16 protein-coding genes are annotated in these 18,165 nt (G+C 35.3%); 2 read left to right on the top strand and 14 right to left on the bottom strand.

The window, feature by feature from the left end; all coding sequences use genetic code 11:
* Positions 1 to 2: 2 nt before the first annotated feature.
* The 5 genes from C8E03_RS00685 to C8E03_RS00665 are packed head-to-tail and all read right to left on the bottom strand — an operon-like array spanning position 3 to position 5,456.
* The gene (locus C8E03_RS00685; RefSeq protein ID WP_110289991.1) at positions 3 to 1,070 is read right to left on the bottom strand and encodes a sugar ABC transporter substrate-binding protein; all 1,068 of its coding nucleotides are present in this window, start codon (positions 1,068 to 1,070) and stop codon (positions 3 to 5) included.
* Between the two features lie 31 nt (positions 1,071 to 1,101).
* Positions 1,102 to 2,082: an ABC transporter permease gene (locus tag C8E03_RS00680; RefSeq protein ID WP_110289990.1), complete on the bottom strand. Its 981-nt coding sequence runs from the start codon at positions 2,080 to 2,082 to the stop codon at positions 1,102 to 1,104.
* Between the two features lie 29 nt (positions 2,083 to 2,111).
* Positions 2,112 to 3,605 carry a sugar ABC transporter ATP-binding protein gene (locus tag C8E03_RS00675; RefSeq protein ID WP_110289989.1) on the bottom strand — a complete coding sequence of 498 codons (1,494 nt, stop codon included), beginning with the start codon at positions 3,603 to 3,605 and terminating at the stop codon, positions 2,112 to 2,114.
* 23 nt (positions 3,606 to 3,628) lie between these two features.
* The gene (locus C8E03_RS00670; RefSeq protein WP_110289988.1) at positions 3,629 to 4,573 is read right to left on the bottom strand and encodes a sugar kinase; all 945 of its coding nucleotides are present in this window, start codon (positions 4,571 to 4,573) and stop codon (positions 3,629 to 3,631) included.
* 13 nt (positions 4,574 to 4,586) lie between these two features.
* Positions 4,587 to 5,456 (bottom strand): D-psicose 3-epimerase, encoded by an 870-nt coding sequence (locus C8E03_RS00665; RefSeq protein WP_110289987.1) that lies wholly within the window; start codon positions 5,454 to 5,456, stop codon positions 4,587 to 4,589.
* Positions 5,457 to 5,768: 312 nt separating this feature from the next.
* Between C8E03_RS00665 and C8E03_RS00660 the strand changes: the two genes are divergently transcribed.
* Positions 5,769 to 6,794, top strand: a complete 1,026-nt coding sequence (locus C8E03_RS00660) for a LacI family DNA-binding transcriptional regulator (protein ID WP_110289986.1) — start codon at positions 5,769 to 5,771, stop codon at positions 6,792 to 6,794.
* Between the two features lie 121 nt (positions 6,795 to 6,915).
* Here C8E03_RS00660 and C8E03_RS00655 read toward each other — a convergent pair whose 3' ends face one another.
* Entirely contained in the window at positions 6,916 to 7,506 is a 591-nt protein-coding gene (locus C8E03_RS00655) for a dipicolinate synthase subunit B (RefSeq protein ID WP_110289985.1), read from the bottom strand.
* Positions 7,507 to 7,525: 19 nt separating this feature from the next.
* A complete protein-coding gene (gene dpsA, locus C8E03_RS00650) occupies positions 7,526 to 8,389 on the bottom strand; it encodes a dipicolinate synthase subunit DpsA (protein ID WP_110289984.1) in 864 nt (287 codons plus the stop codon).
* Between the two features lie 303 nt (positions 8,390 to 8,692).
* On the opposite strand from dpsA, the gene C8E03_RS00645 reads away from it, so the two are divergent.
* Positions 8,693 to 8,896, top strand: coding sequence for a cold-shock protein (locus C8E03_RS00645; RefSeq protein ID WP_110289983.1), 204 nt, complete (start codon positions 8,693 to 8,695; stop codon positions 8,894 to 8,896).
* A gap of 103 nt (positions 8,897 to 8,999) precedes the next feature.
* Here the strand turns inward: C8E03_RS00645 and C8E03_RS00640 are convergent, their stop codons facing one another.
* The 7 genes from C8E03_RS00640 to C8E03_RS00610 all read right to left on the bottom strand — a co-directional run bounded on the left by C8E03_RS00640 (position 9,000) and on the right by C8E03_RS00610 (position 18,116).
* Complete coding sequence (locus C8E03_RS00640) at positions 9,000 to 9,647, bottom strand: class II aldolase/adducin family protein (RefSeq protein WP_110289982.1); 648 nt, start codon at positions 9,645 to 9,647, stop codon at positions 9,000 to 9,002.
* Between the two features lie 21 nt (positions 9,648 to 9,668).
* A complete protein-coding gene (locus tag C8E03_RS00635; RefSeq protein WP_110289981.1) occupies positions 9,669 to 10,709 on the bottom strand; it encodes a sugar ABC transporter substrate-binding protein in 1,041 nt (346 codons plus the stop codon).
* Between the two features lie 99 nt (positions 10,710 to 10,808).
* Positions 10,809 to 11,771 carry an ABC transporter permease gene (locus tag C8E03_RS00630; RefSeq protein WP_110289980.1) on the bottom strand — a complete coding sequence of 321 codons (963 nt, stop codon included), beginning with the start codon at positions 11,769 to 11,771 and terminating at the stop codon, positions 10,809 to 10,811.
* Position 11,772: 1 nt separating this feature from the next.
* Positions 11,773 to 13,266, bottom strand: coding sequence for a sugar ABC transporter ATP-binding protein (locus C8E03_RS00625; protein ID WP_110289979.1), 1,494 nt, complete (start codon positions 13,264 to 13,266; stop codon positions 11,773 to 11,775).
* A complete protein-coding gene (locus C8E03_RS00620; protein ID WP_110289978.1) occupies positions 13,263 to 14,756 on the bottom strand; it encodes a rhamnulokinase in 1,494 nt (497 codons plus the stop codon). Before C8E03_RS00620 ends, C8E03_RS00625 begins: the two co-directional genes overlap by 4 nt.
* 13 nt (positions 14,757 to 14,769) lie before the next feature.
* Positions 14,770 to 15,678, bottom strand: a complete 909-nt coding sequence (locus tag C8E03_RS00615) for a glycyl-radical enzyme activating protein (RefSeq protein WP_110289977.1) — start codon at positions 15,676 to 15,678, stop codon at positions 14,770 to 14,772.
* A gap of 26 nt (positions 15,679 to 15,704) precedes the next feature.
* On the bottom strand, positions 15,705 to 18,116 hold the full coding sequence (locus C8E03_RS00610; protein WP_094376923.1) for a glycyl radical protein: 2,412 nt from the start codon (positions 18,114 to 18,116) through the stop codon (positions 15,705 to 15,707).
* Positions 18,117 to 18,165: the final 49 nt, after the last annotated feature.

Raw genomic sequence — 18,165 nt, 5'->3', positions numbered from 1 at the left:
ATTTATTTCGTAATCATACCGTTATCTGTATATCTTTCGATATATTCAGCAACATTATCTTTTGTAATAAGCGTTACAGGTATCTGAATTTTCTCAAATCCTTCACTATTTTCTCCTGTTAGAATTTCATGGCATATGCCAGCAGCATCCAAAGCCATAACCTTAGCATCCTGTAATGCGGTAGCTGTCATTTCACCATTATCAATAGCAACTGCTGCATCAGCAAGTCCATCTACTCCAAAGAACTTTATGTTATCTGCAACTCCTGCAGCTTTTGCTGCCTCATAAGCACCAATTGCCATCGCATCATTCATTGATATAACGGCATCAATTTTGTCACCATGAACCTGAATCCAGTTCTCCATTAATTCCATGCCCTTTGATTTTTCCCAATCACCAATCTGTTCATCTAAAATAGTAATATTCGTCTTTGAAAAAAGAACCTCTTCATAAGCTCTGCGGCGTTCAATTGAATCTGTATTTCCGGATGGTCCTAATAGTACTACAACATTAGCATCATCTGCCAGCTGTGTCATAGCATATTGAGCAACAATTGTTCCTAAATCAAATGGATTAGCAATAACACTAGAAGCATTCTCTACACCAAAATCATCCAGATTGATCATCATGACAGGAGTACCTTGTTCAATATAGCCTGCTACAATATCATCTTCTGCTGCTGGTTCAAGAGGTAATAAAATAATGTAATCATACTCTTGAGAAACGCATGTTTCTAAATTACTAAGCTGTGTTTCCAGTTCACCTTTTGAATCCATAACAGTCAAACTCATGTCATCATAAGTTTCAAATGCTGTCTTTAATTCTGTAGCCAGCCATGATGCAAACGTAGCCGACATATCTGTAGGGAGAAAAGCAACCTTAAAGCTATCTCCACTCGTACTTGCCTCTTCGGTTTTTGACGAATCGGCATCCTTGTTTGCATCGTCACTTGTGGTTGTTGACTTATCTTCACTTGTAACAGATGCATCCTTGTTGGAACTACATCCTGCAATCAGACTTACAGACATAGCTACAGTCAAGAACATTCCTAAAATTTTTTTCATTTTCATAAATAAATCCTCCTTTTTATTATCTATTCTTTCACTTTTTTACATCAAAAGTTGATGCCATTATTTTAATGCTTGACTTTTGCTTTTTAGAAAAACTATCTGCAAGAACCGCAATGATTATAATAAATCCCTTTATAATCATCTGCAAATAGGAATCGATACCAAGTAAGTTCATAATATTATTTAATACACCTATAATGAGTGATCCTAGAAATGTACCAAATGCAGTACCTGCACCACCAGAAAAGCTTGTACCGCCTATCACCGTTGCTGTGATGGCATCCGTCTCATAGCCACCTCCTTCACTTGGTATACCTGCATTTAATCTTCCCATCATTACCATTCCTGCAATTGCTGCAAACAAACCTGATACAATAAACGCTGCCCATTTCATTTTACAAACTTGAACCCCTGCTGCATTTGCAGCCTCCGCATTTCCACCTATTGCATATAAGTATCGTCCAAACTTAGTATACTTTAATAAAATGTGCGTAATAACAAGCATAACAATCATAAAAAACACAGTAATTGGTATGATACCCAATAATTTGCTTTGTCCCAATACCTTAAAATTACCAATTTTATAAATATTTTGTCCTCCAGTATACAAACAAATAATACCAAAACAAACAGTCTGCATCGCTAAGGTAACTATAAAAGAAGGTAATTTAAAATATGCTACAAATAAACCATTCACTGCACCAACCGTCGCTCCTAATAACAATCCAAACATAAAAGCAAGAAAAAGATTACCAGTTGCCACAAACATAATACAAGCAAAACTTCCTGCCATACCAGCTAAAAATCCAATAGATAGATCAATTTCACCGCTGATTATGATTAATCCTTGAGCAAATGCACAAATTGTTACAATACTTACCTGTTTCAAAATGTTTGTAAAATTTGTAGCAGTCAAAAAGCTACTTGATAAAATTGAACAAATACCAATCATACCGAGCAAAATTAATACCAAAGAGTATTTCCTTAAATTCGGTTTTATTATTTCTTTCATCTTGGTCTCCTTTATTTATATCCTGTAATCTACTTTTCACTTCTCGTGGCTAACTGCATTACCTTTTCCTGTGCAAAATCTTGACGATCCAGACAGCCTGTAATATAACCTTGACTCATTACATAAATTCGATCGCACATACCCAAAAGTTCAGGTAATTCTGATGAAATCATTAAGATTGCATACCCCTTTTTAGCCAAATCTGTCATAATATTATAAATTTCCAATTTTGCTCCAATATCAATGCCTCGAGTAGGTTCATCCAAGATTAGCAAGTCACTTTCAAGCATCAACCAACGTGCCAATAATACTTTTTGCTGATTACCACCACTAAGAGAGCCGATCGTAGTTTCAATACCAGCAAATCTTACCTTTAACTTATCAGACATTTCAGTTGCTTCTTTCATTTCTTTCTTCAGATTCATAAATATTCCGCTGCGCACACGATGACTGGCAAGCGTTATATTTTCGCGGCAGCTTCTAACTCCTATAATTCCCTCTTTTTTACGATCCTCTGTAATCATTAAAACTTTATTTTTTATTGCATGTGAAACATTTTTAGGAACATATGGTTTTCCACTTAACGTGATTTCCCCTGAATCCAATGGATCTAACCCAAATATTGAACGACAGACTTCACTTCGTCCTGCACCTACCAAACCAGCCATTCCTACAATTTCACCTTTTTTTACATGCAGGGAAACATCTTTAAATGTTCTTTCACTACAAAGCTTCTTTGCTTCAAAAACAATTTCACCGATTGGAACTTTCACCTTTGGATATATGTTTTCAATGGAGCGGCCAACCATATGTGCAATAATCGAATCCTCTGTAAATTGACTAATTGGCCCTGATATAATGCTTTTTCCGTCACGGATAATTGTAAGATCATCTGCAATTTTAAAAATTTCATCCATCTTGTGACTGATATATAAGAAACTAATTCCTTGTTCTTTCAGCCGCACAATTGTATCAAACAGCATTTTTACTTCTTTGTCTGATATTGATGATGTAGGTTCATCCATTATGATAACTTGTGCTTTAAAAGCAACTGCCTTTACTATTTCTAACATTTGTATATTAGCAATAGGCAGATCTTTTATTTTCATTTTAGGGTCATATGACAAATTATTATAATCTAATATTTTTTGAGCCTGATCCATCATTTCTCTCCATTTTACATATCCAGCTTTACTTGGCTGACGCTTCATAAATATATTTTCTGCAATTGTAAGTTCAGGAAAATAATTTAATTCCTGATAGATCATAGCAATTCCTGCTTCAGAAGATTCCATGGGTCCGGAGAATGAAACTTCTTTTCCATCCAGAAGAATCCTACCTGTATCACGCTTGTACAACCCATTAATAATTTTCATCAACGTCGATTTTCCTGCACCATTTTCACCTACAATAGCATGTACCGTACCTGCTCTTAGAGTAATATTAACATCATCCAAAGCTTTCACTCCTGGAAAGGACTTTGAAATATTCTCTAATTGCATCTTATATACTTTTTCCGTCATCATTTCACTCCTTTCTTTGCTTTTTAATTAACATGACTACTTTCTATCATATCAAGTAATGTCTCGGGGCTGATTTTACCTTCCATTGGTCCAAATGCTGCTGCATTTAGTGCTCCTGCTGCTGCGCCCATCCTTGCAGCTTCTTCTACATCTTTTCCCTGTACCAAACCAGCGATAAATGCTCCGTCAAAACAATCTCCTGCCCCCGTTGCATCTAGCTGCTCTACTTTATATGCATCAATTTTTTTCACACCATTGCGTGTATATATTTCACTGCCCTTAGAACCATTTTTAAGTATTAGTATTTCTAACTTTGGATTTTCAAAACATTTTTTTATTGCAATTTCTATATTTGATTCTCCTGTAGTCATTAATAGCTCTTCTACACCTGGAAGTAATACATTTGTGTATCTCATCACTTCCTTAACAACATTATGAATGGAATCATCTGTATAAAGCTCTTTTCTTATATTGGGATCAAATGAAATTTTTGCTCCCTTTCGAGCCATCATTCGCATTGTTTTTAATATTTCCTGCGCAAAATTTGTGTTTGCCATTAAGGAACACCCCATAATATGCATAAACTTTACATTTTTAAATTCATTTTCTTTAGGTGCCCTTGCTTCTACAGCAGGTGTATTCCCCATATGAAAAATAAATTTTCTGGAACCATTTGAAAAGTAAGTAACAAATGCTACACCAGTAGCTGTTTTTTCACTTTCAATTACATGACTGCAATCAACACCGTCTTTTTTTAATCTCTCTAACAAACATTTGCCAAAATCATCTTTCCCAACACCTCCGATTATGGCTGTTTTACAACCGATTCTGGCTGCCGTATCAATAAAAATAGCAGGTGCACCACTTGGGAATGGTCCTCGAAATAATCCCTGATCATATAATTGGACATCATCCTGTGTTCTCATGATTTCAACAAGCATTTCTCCCATAATTAAAATGTCTGCCATTTTCTTTCCTCCTTTAACCAAGACAACATTTTTTTAGATATATCAATGAATCTTTTATATATTGATCCAACTGCTGTGGTGTTGCGTGATTACTTAAATCTCTCCAAACGCGGATATCTCGTCCAACCTGTCCACCTTTTAATAGAAACGGTTCCATAACCACTGCTTTTTCGTAATTAATTTCACGAAGTGCCTTACCTATTTCATCCCAATCAATACTATGGTTCATTCCTGGCAATTTGCGGTTACATTCACCTACATGAAGATGTCCTAAAAAATTACCTGCTTTACGAATTGCATCATACATATTGTCTTCTTCTATATTCATGTGGTACGTATCTAAAAGAATATTAATCTTCTTGCTTCCTACTCTCTCTACATACTGAATCGCTTCCTCACAATCTGTTAATATGTAAGTTTCATTTCGGTTTAACACCTCAAGTGCACATTCGATATCTAATTCCTCAGCGGTCTTACTAAGTTTCTGTAAATAATCAATACTTCTTTCCCACGCAGCTTCTTTATCTACATTTACAAAATCCGTTGGCCAAAAAGAATAGATTGCTCCTACTAAAGATTTGGATCCAAGCTTTTTCATGTTTTGCAACACTGTTTCAAAATATTTAAGACCGTGCTCTCTTACTGCCAAATCTTCAGATGCAAAATCATTCTCTTTTGATGGTCCACTATTTGTAGTAAATTCAATACCATTTTCATTTCCTGTCTCTTTCAGTTCTAATATTTCTTTATCTGACATGTGATATAAATGATCAGCACCTATTTCAAGTATATCAAATCCTATTTCAGCAACCTTTTTTGTCATAGCAATATAATCACATTCCCAATTTGTTCCCCAATAAGCATAGCCTGTACCAAATTTCATTTTATTCATCCTTTCTTTTAATGTGCTCGTGTGTAAATATAATTTTATCATTAATTATTATGACGATTTTTTTATACATTTCGCATCATTGTGCTCGTGCACTATTTTATATTTAAATTTTATCATTCTATTTTTATTATTGCAATGTGCAAATTCATAGATAATAATTCTTTTTTTTGTGCACAATTCACATATTTATTAATTATGCGATCTAAATTTATGATTTTAGTGCTCGTGCACATTTATAGACATTTAAAAGTTTCTATGCTATAATGTAGTCTAATAATATTTATGTATGAAGGGGTACTTATTATGGCCGTGACAATCAAACAAATTGCTAAACTTGCTACTGTTTCAAGAGGAACTGTAGACAAAGTTCTAAACCACCGTCCAGGTGTAAAAGAAGAAACACGTCAAAAGGTATTGAAAATAGCAAAAGAGCTTAATTATCAACCAAATTTTCTAGGCAAAGCATTGGTTCAAAGTAAGGATCCTATAAAAATCGGAATTATATTAACACCTGAATACAATCCCTATATTCAAGAAATGTTGACCGGTGTTAAAAGTGCTCAAAATGAATTTTATGCTTTTGGAATAGATATAAGAATCAAAATGCCCATTTCTCTTGAACCTGCTGAACAGATTAGTATATTAAATGAGCTTGAAGCAGAAGGGGTTAACGGAATGGCTGTTTTTCCCATAGATGACAATATGGTAAGAAACAAAATTAATCAGCTAGTCGATAATGGAATTGCAATTATTACTTTTAATTCCAAAATAGAAGGTACCAACGATTTTTGTTTTGTGGGACAAGACCACCGTAAAGGTGGCAAAACAGCAGCCGGCTTGTTAGCTAAGCTTCTTCCTTCTGGAGGAGATGTAGGAGTTATCATTAGTTCCTACCGTTTATCCTGCCATCAGGATCGTCTGAACGGATTTTTAGATAAGTTACAAGAGGCATCCTCTTGCATTAACGTTTTGGAGGTACAAGAAAACCAAGATCGTAAGGAAGAAGCTTTCAAAATTACACTTGAATATTGCAACCAGCATCCCCAGCTTAAGGGACTATATATAACCGGAGGTGGAATTGCTGGTGTTGGAAGTGCACTCAGTCTATTGAATCTTTCTCATAACGTTGCTGTGATTTGTCATGACTTGATACCTGATACTTTGGCATTACTTCAAGATGGAACTGTGGATTTTGCTTTGGGCCAAAGTCCCGAATTTCAAGGATATCAGTTAGTAAAAATACTATTTGAATATTTGGTAAAGAAGCAAAATCCGGCTAGTAGAGACATAGAAATACCTATCACGATTGCAACACAGGATTCAATATAATCATCATAAGATTAGAATTAATTTTCCTTAACAGAGGTTATAAGATCCTTTATATACTATAAAAGCAGACCTGCAATCGGTCTGCCTTTTATTTATGTGATAGAAAAAGCTTAGACAAAGTTTACTTTAATATATTATTTAAAATGGGCTGTATTTGTTTACCATCCAGTGCCATTTCTAGTGTTTCTATTATTCGGGTTGTATCTGCCATCATAGACTTAGGCTTTCCATTATAATTGTCCTGACCAAACGGAACAAAATAAACACCTTTTACATTCAGCATTGTACCAATATTTTTTAAATTTAATCCCAATGCATCATTTGTAGAGATTGAAATGACCAACGGCTTATTGTTACGCATATGTGCTTTTGCCGCCATTAATACCGGTGTATCCGTAATTCCATTGCTTAATTTTGCAATTGTATTACCGGTACAAGGAGCTATGATTAATATATCTATCATGCCTTTTGGACCGAGTGGTTCTGCTGTTTCAATGGATATGACCGGTTCATTCGATGTAATTTCGGTTATTTCACTTACAAAATCAAATGCCTTACCAAAACGTGTATCAATGCTCATTGCATTATATGAAAAAATTGGAATGACATTTGCTTCTTTATTAACCAAATTAACAATTTCCTTTTTTACTTTGTCTAAGGTACAAAACGACCCTGTTATTGCAAATCCTATATTAATGCCACTTAATTGCATAAAATTACTCCTACTTTTATTAATGCGGCAGCAGATGACGGATGGATTGAATCAATATTTCTGCTGAAGTTCTAGGCGAATATTTTCCCGGAAGACCTAATGACAGAGTTGCCTTTAACCCAAGTCTCTTACATTCTTCAAAATCAGTTCCACCAGGTTTGGAAGCAATATCTACGATAACTGCTTCTTGCTTACATAATTGAAGCCATTGCGCGGTAAGTATCATTGCTGGTATTGAATTAAAAATAAAATCAAATTCAGGAAGTTTTATGTGAATATCTTTTAAATTGATTGCTTCCAAAGACTCATTTCTTGCCAAAAGTCTTTGTTCTCGATTACGTGCTGCTATAGTGACATTGGCACCCAACGATTTTAATCTGGCAGCTAAAGCTTTTGCACACCGCCCATAACCCAGAATTAAACATTTACTTTCATATAAATTAATATCACTTAATTTAATGGCTTCTGCTATTGTCCCCTCAGCCGTTGCAATTGCATTTTTTACTGCAATTGAATCCTCTTTCATAAAATCGAAATATCTTCCATTTTGCTCTTTTACTCTATCTATTATTTTGTCATTCATGTTCCCACCTATAATAATATGATTAGAACGAATGAAACGATTAAATTCGTTCAATGCTATATTAGGATTTACATTAGAAAAAAAATGAATACCATCTCTGCTAAAAGGAATGGGACCAATAATAACATCACATAGTTCCATTATTTGCTCAATAGATTCTGCTATCGTAACATCTAATACAGCTTCTTTCATATCTACACCAAAGCTATCAACCATAATATTATCTTCCGATAATAATTTGCACATATAAAACTGCCTTTTATCGCCGCCTATCACTGCTACATGATTGCTCATTGACATATGCTGCCTCCTTTCGTTATAGTATATGTTCTGTCAAAAAAAATGTGATTTATCAGTATATCTTATTTTTCATTTGATCTTAAATCCTGTACATAATCACAAAACTACAATCTTAGATTAAATAAAAGTTGTTTAACTTGACATAATTCACTTTTGCTATTATACTAAGTAAGTATTTATAATGAAATTTTGATTTCACATGTTTTTGTAAGTCATTATTTGATTCATGATTTACAAAAGCATGTGATTTTTTAATATAGTTATGAAATACATTAATATATTATTTTATAGGAGGTATCTTTTATGAACAAAGGTACAGTTAAATGGTTTAACTCAACTAAAGGATTTGGATTTATCACTAACGACGAAGGCGGAGAAGATGTATTCGTACACTTTACCGGAATCGTTTCAGATGGTTTTAAATCTTTAGAAGAAGGCGCTAAAGTTACATTTGATATTGTGGACGGAAATCGTGGACCACAGGCAGTTAATGTAACCATAGCTTAATAAATTCATTAAACGCACATAATTAAAGAGGGTTTCCTAACGGATTCCCTCTTTTTTTTATTTCTACTGCTTCGTCTAATATCAGTTTCTGATCAATATTTGACTATTTGTCTTGTCCATAATGATTTTTTACAAAATCTTTCATTGCCATTACATTTTCTTCTGAGATTATCGTAGCCTTGCAGCCTGTCGCTTCAATCATATAATTGATTTGTGCAGTTGCTTCCAATACTGTTGCTACCTTAAATGCCGCATCCATATCAGCACCAATACAAACCGCACCATGTGAATGAAGCAGACAAGAGTTAGCCTCTTTTCCTAAGGCTAAAACGCACTCCTGTGCTAATTCCAAAGATCCTGGTAACTCATAGTTTGTGCTTTTACATACATCTCCTAAAGCCTGTGCCGCCTCATCAATGATTAATGGTATTACTTTACCTTGGCATGCATATATCATTGAATAAACAGGGTGTGTATGTACGACTGCATTTACTTCATTTCTTGCTCGATAAATTGATAAATGCAAATCTTTTTCAATAGTAGGCTTGCGTATACTTTCTACTATTGTCCCATCCAAAGAACACACCACAATATCTTCTTCTGTAATTGTATTATAATCCATAGCACTTGGAGTCATATATACCAGTCCCGTTTCTTTATCACGACAACTGATATTTCCCCATGTTTCTACTGTTAATCCTGATCTTATCATTCTTAGTCCGTTTTCTACTATAAGCTTACGATAATTCATTTTAATTCTCCTTTGTTTAAATTATTCTCCAATGTATGGAGTAATATATTCGATTTGTTTGTCCACATTGTCTGCTGTAATGAAAGAAGAACCTGTATCTAAATATTGCTCTACTTCTTCACCATTTAATGCTTTCACTGCATTTTCAACTCCAAGTTTACCCATTTGTACCGGATCTTGAGCAACGGTTCCGATAAATTCACCCGACTTAACCATATTTAATGCTTCTGATGCACCGTCAAAACCAATAATCTTAATCTGATCTCCCAAACCAGCTTCCTTAACTGCCTTACTTGCCCCAATTGCCATACTGTCATTACAGCAATATATTAATTGAAGATCTGGGTTTGCAGTAATGATATTTTGTGCTGCATCATAGCCTTGATCTACTTCCCAATTTGCAGATTGAACAGCTACTACTTCAATTGCATCTCCTGCTCCGTCCATAAAACCATCCCGTCTGTCCCATGAATTTTGCTGTGTTTCAATACCAGTCAATATAGCAGTTATTGTGCCTTTTGGGAAATTCTCCTTCACATACTCTCCTGCTTTTTGTCCACCTGCCTTATTATCTGTACCATAGAAAGGAATATCCATAGATACTTTGCTTGTTACGGATTCATCCAGTATGGTATCAATATTAAACACAAGTATTCCTGCTTCCTCGCATTTTTTTAATGCTGTTTCAAGGCCTTCTGATGATGATGGTACAATACAAATTGCATTCACGCCAGAAGTAATCATGTTTTCTACAATGGTAAGCTGATCGGCTGCACTGGCATGTGAATCTGCTGCCTGAATCTCTAGTTTTACACCAAGTTCATCTGCTTTTTCCTGTGCCCCATTACACATTGCAATAAAATACTCATTATTCAATGTCATTGGTACAAAGCCAATGGTGTAGTCAGATGATTCACTTTTTGTTTCTTCTGTGCTGTCGCTTGCACTGTCAGTTGTACTTTCTTTAGTACTTTCGCTGCTGCTTTCTTTTTGTCCACACCCCGCAAGCATAACCATAATCATTGATACCACCAAAAACATACTAATAAAACTTTTTTTCATACCTTATCCTCCTTATGTTTTGAAAGTTGTTAGAAATGAAAGCATTTCTTAAGGCTTTCATTCTTCTTATATTAAAAACCCATTTGGGTATTAATATCTTTATTCTGCCTTTCTATCATTTGCTTTATCTGCGTATACAGCAAGTATAATTACAACACCGATTATAACAGTCTGCCAATAGGTTGCTACATTTAGTATCTGAAGTCCGCACTTTAGTATGCCCAAAACCAAAGCTCCCACTAAAGTATTACCAACCTTTCCTTTACCGCCTGATAATGCAATTCCTCCCAGTACAGTTGCCGCAATCGCATCCATTTCATATCCAGAACCTGCATTCGGATCTGCATAAGATAATCTGGATAGTAAACATATTCCTCCAATGGCAAAAAACAGTCCTGCTATTGCGTATGCTGAAATTTCTATTTTACGAATCTTAACGCCTGAAAGCTTTGCTGCATTCGGATTACCACCGATTGCATATAGCCTTCTTCCAAATTTAGTTTTGAGTGTAACAAATATCATAATTGCATACAGTATAAATACATAATATACAAGTGCTGGTATTCCAAAAACCTTGCCGCTCGTCAGTGCTGCCAGACTATCCTCAAAGCCAGAAACCGGCTTACCATCCGTCAAAACCTTTGTAAAACCCCTGAATATTTGCATTGAACCTAATGTAACAATAAAAGCAGGAACCTTTCCAACACTGACAAAATAACCATTAAATAATCCAATCAGCATACCTATAATCAGACATGCGATTATAGTAATTGGAAGCGGCACACCTGCCTTTAATAACAGCCCTCCCGAAATTCCAACAAATGCAATCACCGAACCAACTGATAAATCAATACCGCCGGTCAAAATTACAATTGAAGCTCCAATTCCTGTAATTCCAATAATAGCTGACTGTTGGATGATATTCATAATGTTTTGTACTGAAAAGAAATCTTTTCCGTTTATTTTACAAATTATTGTAAAGGCTAACAGGATAATGATTCCTCCAAAATAAAGAGTGAATGCCTGTACATCAATTTTTTTGCCTTTCATAAATTTTTCCATTTTACTTTCCTCCTGTTAATGCATAAGATAGTATTTTTTCCTGTGTTAATTCCGTTGTATTTTTTACATCTGCTGTTATTTCTCCATCTTTTAACACCAAAACCCTATCACACATTTTCTGAATTTCTGGAATATCCGACGAAATCATAATAATTGATTTTCCTTCCTTTACCAGCTTACCCATAATCTGATATATTTCATCTCTGGCTCCAACGTCAATTCCTCGTGTCGGTTCATCAAATATAAAGATTTGCGCATTTGTTAACAGCCATTTGGCAATTACAACTTTTTGTTGATTCCCCCCTGACAAATTTTTCGCCTGTATATCAGTTGAATGAGCCTTAATCATTAACTTTTCTACTGATTCTTTTGCAGTACATTCCATTTTACTTTTACTTAACATAAACTTACCAAATAAGGAAAGGTTAGGAAGTGCAATATTATCCTTTAATGAGTGCATTAAAACCAGTCCTTCATCTTTTCTGTCCTCACTTAAATAGACAATTCCATGATCAATTGATTTACATATGGAAGCATTGCTATACTCATTTCCATTCAAATAAACGGTACCTGAACTTTTGGTATATGCCCCAATAATGCATTTTGCCAGTTCTGTTCTACCTGCTCCGACAAGCCCTGACATTCCTAAAATTTCCCCTTTGTGGAGATGAAACGAAACATTTTTTAGGAGTTTCTTATAATTCAGGTTTTCAACCTTTAGAACTTCACTTTTGGTATCTAACGCTTTATTTTGATATCTTTCAAAGCTTACACTTCTGCCTACCATCATTTTAGTAAGTTCTTCTACCGATGTTTTACTAAGTTCAACCGTATCGATATATTCGCCATCCCTCATAACACTACATCTGTCTCCGATTTCAAAAAGCTCACTCATACGGTGCGATATATAAATAATTCCAATTCCCTTTGCCTTTAATTCTCTAACAATTGAAAAAAGTCTTTCTGTTTCTTTGTCTGTGATTGAGGCTGTTGGTTCATCTAGTACCAGAACCTTTACATCCATTGAGATGGCTTTCGCTATTTCTACCATTTGCTTTTGAGCAATACTCAGATTTCCAACCAACAGATCAGGTTCACAATCGAGTCCGATTAACTCCATATATTTTTTTGCCTCGGATTTGCTTTTGCTGCTATCTATAATTCCATGCTTGGTAAATTCTTTACCCATGAATATATTTTCCCATATAGAAACATGTGGATTTAAGTTAAACTCCTGATAGATGACGCTAATCCCTTTATCAATTACCTCCTTTGGCGTCAGTATCGGTAATTCCTCACCATTTAGATAAATTTTTCCTTCTTCTCTTTTATAGGCTCCTGATAAAATTTTAATCATTGTTGATTTGCCCGCTCCGTTTTCACCCAGCAAAACATGTACTTCTCCTTTTCTGACTTCGAGCTGGGCGTTTTTTAAAACCTGTACGCCAAAGAAGCTTTTTGATATTCCTTCCATTTGCAGAATTCTGTCACTCATTGAATCATCCACTCCTTTTCTGATAATTTTTTATAACAATCAACTAAATAGGAAGTATCTTTATTTGTACTATAACTTTTCATATGAACAGAATTCTTTACAATTTTTCTTATGTCTTTTACACCAAGGGAAGTGTCAAAATATTTAAGCTGAGCTGCTATATTACCCATTGCAGTACTCTCGCCTATACATGCAATTACCTTTTTACCTGAACAATCGGCTGTCATTTGATTAACAATTTCATTTTTGGCACCCCCACCAACAATGTAAATAGAATCAAAGCTTTTCTTGGTCACATTTTGCATATCATTAACCGTAATTGCATAACTGCAAGCCATAGAAGCATAAACCGCTCTAACAACTGTATTCCACAAAAATTCTCCATCCGCCTGCTTTGTTTCCTTTAAGTAACTCCATATTTCTTTTCCCATTTTCCTTGGATGAAAGAATCGAATGTCATTAATATCAATTAGCGGAGTATGTTCCTCTTGATAAGAATTGGAAAGCTCCATAATATCCGTCCAACTCACTTCCTTTTTAACATCAAGCTCATATTCCTTTTTAATCTTTTGAATCATGAACATTCCGGCACCGTTTTTTAAAAGTGTAATAGTATGAAAAGCGCCTAATTCATTGGTTAAATTCGCCTGATACACTTCATCGGATAAAATCGGCTCCTTTAATTCGGTTCCTATTAAAGACCACGTACCAGAGCTGATAAAAGCAAAATGCTCCTCCATAGCCGGCACTGCTAAAACCGCTGCTGCCGTATCGTGAGATGGTACACAAACAACTGGAATATCATAATCAACTCCGATTTCTTCTTTGATATCCTCTAATAGAACACCAATCAGTTCACCATGCCTGCCAATTTCTTGAAACAATTCTTTTTTTATGTTTCTCTCATGACAGACAAATTCACTAACTTCCTTACTTTTAACATTCATAAGCTGCGTTGTACTGAATTCACTTGGCTCATTAAAAAACCTACCCGTCAGCATATAATTCAAAATATCAGGAATCATTAATAGTTTATCTGACAATTCATAAATATCTGGCATTTCTTCTTTCATACCTTCCAGTAAATAGACTGAATTAATTTTGTCACATAAAATTCCGGTATTTTGAAACATGTCTTTTCTATCCTTTGTTGTCAGTTTCGAAATATATGCTTCTCCAAACACATTTCGATATGCCAACGGGTTATTCAGCATATTCCCTTTTTTGTCAAACAGCGCAAAGTCAACACCCCAAGTGCAAATTCCAATTGAATCTATTTTTTCGCCCTGTAAAACCAGTCTTTTAAGAATCTGTTTAAAGTCGGAAAAAATCCGTAGTATATCCCAATAATAGTAATTTCCCACCTTAATCATATCATTTGGAATTTGGTCAATTACTTCTGTAATGATGCGTTCACCATCATATTTTCCAAGCACTACACGATAGGACGAATTCCCGCAATCAAATCCCAATATAGTTTTTACTGCCACGTTATCACCCCAATTATTGTATTTTTATCTTTAAATCATAGTCTTTGGCAATTTCATACAAATGTTTCATTTCCGCTTTCTTTAACGACTTTCTCTCACCCATTTCATAAGTTCTGCCTAAGCCTTGGTATTTTGGAAGTCCCAATCTATGATAGGGAAGAAATATAATTTCTTTGACATGATTTAACTCTTTCATAAATCGTAAGAAACCTTGTATTGCTGCATCATCACTGTTACAACCAGGAATATATGGATACCTTACTGATAAATTCCCTTTATATTTCTTGTCAAGCAAACGCAAATTGTCCAATATCAAAGTATTATCATAACCCGTTAACTCTTTATGCCTCTTTGTATCGTAATGTTTAAAGTCGTAGTAAATATAATCCAAGTCCTCCATTGCTGCTTCTATTTTAGCCCACTGAACCTGCCCACAGGTTTCAACTAAAGTATTATAGCCTCTTGCTTTCATCTCTTTTGCAAGTTCTTGTATCGTTTGGGAATAGTAAAATGGTTCTCCTCCGCTAAAAGTGATGCCTCCACCAGACTTTTTATAATACTGCTCGTCCTTTAATATAATTTCCAGCAATTCCTGAATACTATATTGTTTACCCATAAGCGTTCTGGCATTCAGGTAACATTGTGTAATGCATATTTGGCAAGCGGTGCACCGATTAAAATCGGATATATAGCCATATCCTTCCTGATAGGATATTGCATGACTAGGACATACATTCATACATTTTCCACAGGATATGCAAGTATTAATATTGACTAAAACCTGCGGTTTGAATTCCTGTGACTCTGGATTGGCACACCACCTGCATCTTAGTTGACATCCTTTAAGAAAAATAACAGTGCGAATTCCCGGACCGTCCTCCGTGGCATATCGTTCTATATTGAAAATATTTGCCTCTTCCATTTCGCCATACCTTTCTTGTTTTCTAGTTATAGATCAAGCTCCGTCCTGCTGATTACATCAATTTGGCAAGAAGGTGACAGTGATGTAAACAACGCACTGTAGCCTGAAACACGAACCATTAAATCTTTATATTGATCTGGATTTTTCATAGCATCCTTATAAATTTTGGTATCAACTACATTAAACTGAATTTGCTCACCATAGTTATCAAAGAACACCCGAATCATATCAATTATTTTTTTCTTATTTTCTATTGTTTCCAATGCTGCCTTAGTTAATCTCATATTAAAAATGCCACCTTTTTGAATATAAATTGTAGGAAGCTTCATAACGGAATTACATGCAGCAGTCGCACCGCTTTTTTCCGAACCGTTTGCCGGCGAGACACCGTTATTTACAGGATCTCCTGATTTACGACCGTCTGGTGTTGCACCAATACTGGCACCAAAAGCAACATTTCCCGTTACAGGACTTTGGCTATAGGAATAACAGCAAGGGATAGGGCCTTTTCCATATTTAGAGCTTCTACATTCATAGCGATAGGTATGTCCAATAAATTCCTCGATGGCAACCACCCATTTATCTGCCCTGTCATCATCATTACCATATTTGGGAGCTTTCGTTAATAAAATTGCTCTTATTTCTGCTCCTGTCGGTATGGTTTGATTATCCTCAAAATTGGTTGCTAATGCATGTAATAATTGTTCCAAGGTAATAATCTTTTGTTCAAATACAATGTGATCAATGGCTGCTAACGCATCTCCTGCACTAATGCTTCCTGCCGTTGGACCTCCGTCTGCTGAATAGATTGAACCGCCTTCTACCAAATCAAGACATCTGCCGATACAGTCATCCACTAACGATGCTCTAAATGCGTTAATATCTTGTTGAACATGTAACTCATCATTGATATGTTCTGTTTCTACCTGTAAATCGATAAAAAATCTTAGCGCCTTCTCATATACTTCTAATATTTCTTCTGTAGATGTATATTCTTCTATTCTTTTATCCAAATCAAAGAAATGTTGTTTCGTTCTAGGGTCAGTTCCATTATTAAGCACAATTTCCAATACCTTTTCTACATTTAACCAAGGACCCTTAGCAGCAAAGTCCCATTTGCCCGGTATCGACGCTTCAATGCAGCCATCTGGAACCCAATTATGCAAATCCTCTTTCGCAATTCCCATATTTTCTAGTGTCCTGATAAATGCTTTATCATTATAAAAGGCTGGCTGTCCTCCTTTATGCATCTCCATTGCGTTAAGTGCTTTCATTAAAAATTCATCAGTGGTTGCATCACAGCATTTTACAGAGATAGAAGGAGTAAACAATCTAACATTTTCACAAGCCTCAACACATAATTCAGATATTGTATTGGTTGCATCACTTCCATCTGCATGCTGACCCGCAACAGCTAAATTAATAAACATTTGATAACCCAAGAAAAACTCTGTATCCGGCCAGCTTCTTAATTTGTTTAATTCGTTACATTTAATAAAGAAAGCTTCTATGATTTCTAATGCTTCTTCTCTGGTAATTCTGCCCTCTTCTAAGTCTTTCTTATAAAGAGGATATACATATTGATCAAACCTGCCAAGGGAAATGGCATGACCATTGGATTCCAGATGCACGGTCAATAAAATCATATATATGGCTTGCACTGCTTCATGAAAGGTTCGTGCTGGATAGCGTGGTACATGTCTGCAAATTTCTGCAAGCTCATTTAGCTCTTGCTTACATTTTTCATCCTTTGCAGTAAGTGCCTGTCTTTCGCATTCCTCTGCGATACGATTAGAAAAATTAACTACTGCCTGATTCCCCTGTAGTGCAGCGTCTAGAAACCAGCTTTTTTTCACATTGCCTGGCTCTTTTAAATCAAGAGAATTTCTTCTTTCTTTAATTCTTCTCATGACATCCTCTAAGCCTTTGTTTACTACTAATTCATAATCAACCACTTCATTTCCAAGACCAGCAGCTGATACCCATGTATCATCTATTACATTGGCATCCCATGCTGCATTAATATAGTCAGGAAGCGTTTTTCTCAAATTTTCATAAAGGGATTTGCCTTTCCAGTAGCTGACACAATCCAATATATTTTCTTTATCCTCTTCATCATAATAGAACTTATCACCTGGCCGCTCGTGCGGATAAAATGGTTTTCCGTTTAATTCGTTTTCTAACCACTCAGTTGAATACTCAGGAAAAATAGGTGAAGCTTTTGGCCATCTTGCCTGATTGCCGACAATGAGTTCATCTTCATTCACATACACTGTCATCTTGTCCAATACATCATAAAACGCTTGTGATCTTCTAAGAGCAATTGGCTTTCCTTCGGACTTTTTCATTGAATTTGTGAAAATTACACAACGTTGGGAACAAATTCTTGGTTCCTGATCGAAAAGTCTATTTCTTAATCGTTGTATTCGTTCATTCATAGAACAACCTCCTCTGCAAATGTAACTTGTTATAATTACATATTATACT

This window comes from Lachnotalea glycerini, assembly GCF_003201285.1.
Taxonomy (GTDB): Bacteria; Bacillota; Clostridia; order Lachnospirales; family Lachnospiraceae; genus Lachnotalea; species Lachnotalea glycerini.
This window is presented reverse-complemented; position numbering and strand designations above follow the sequence as displayed.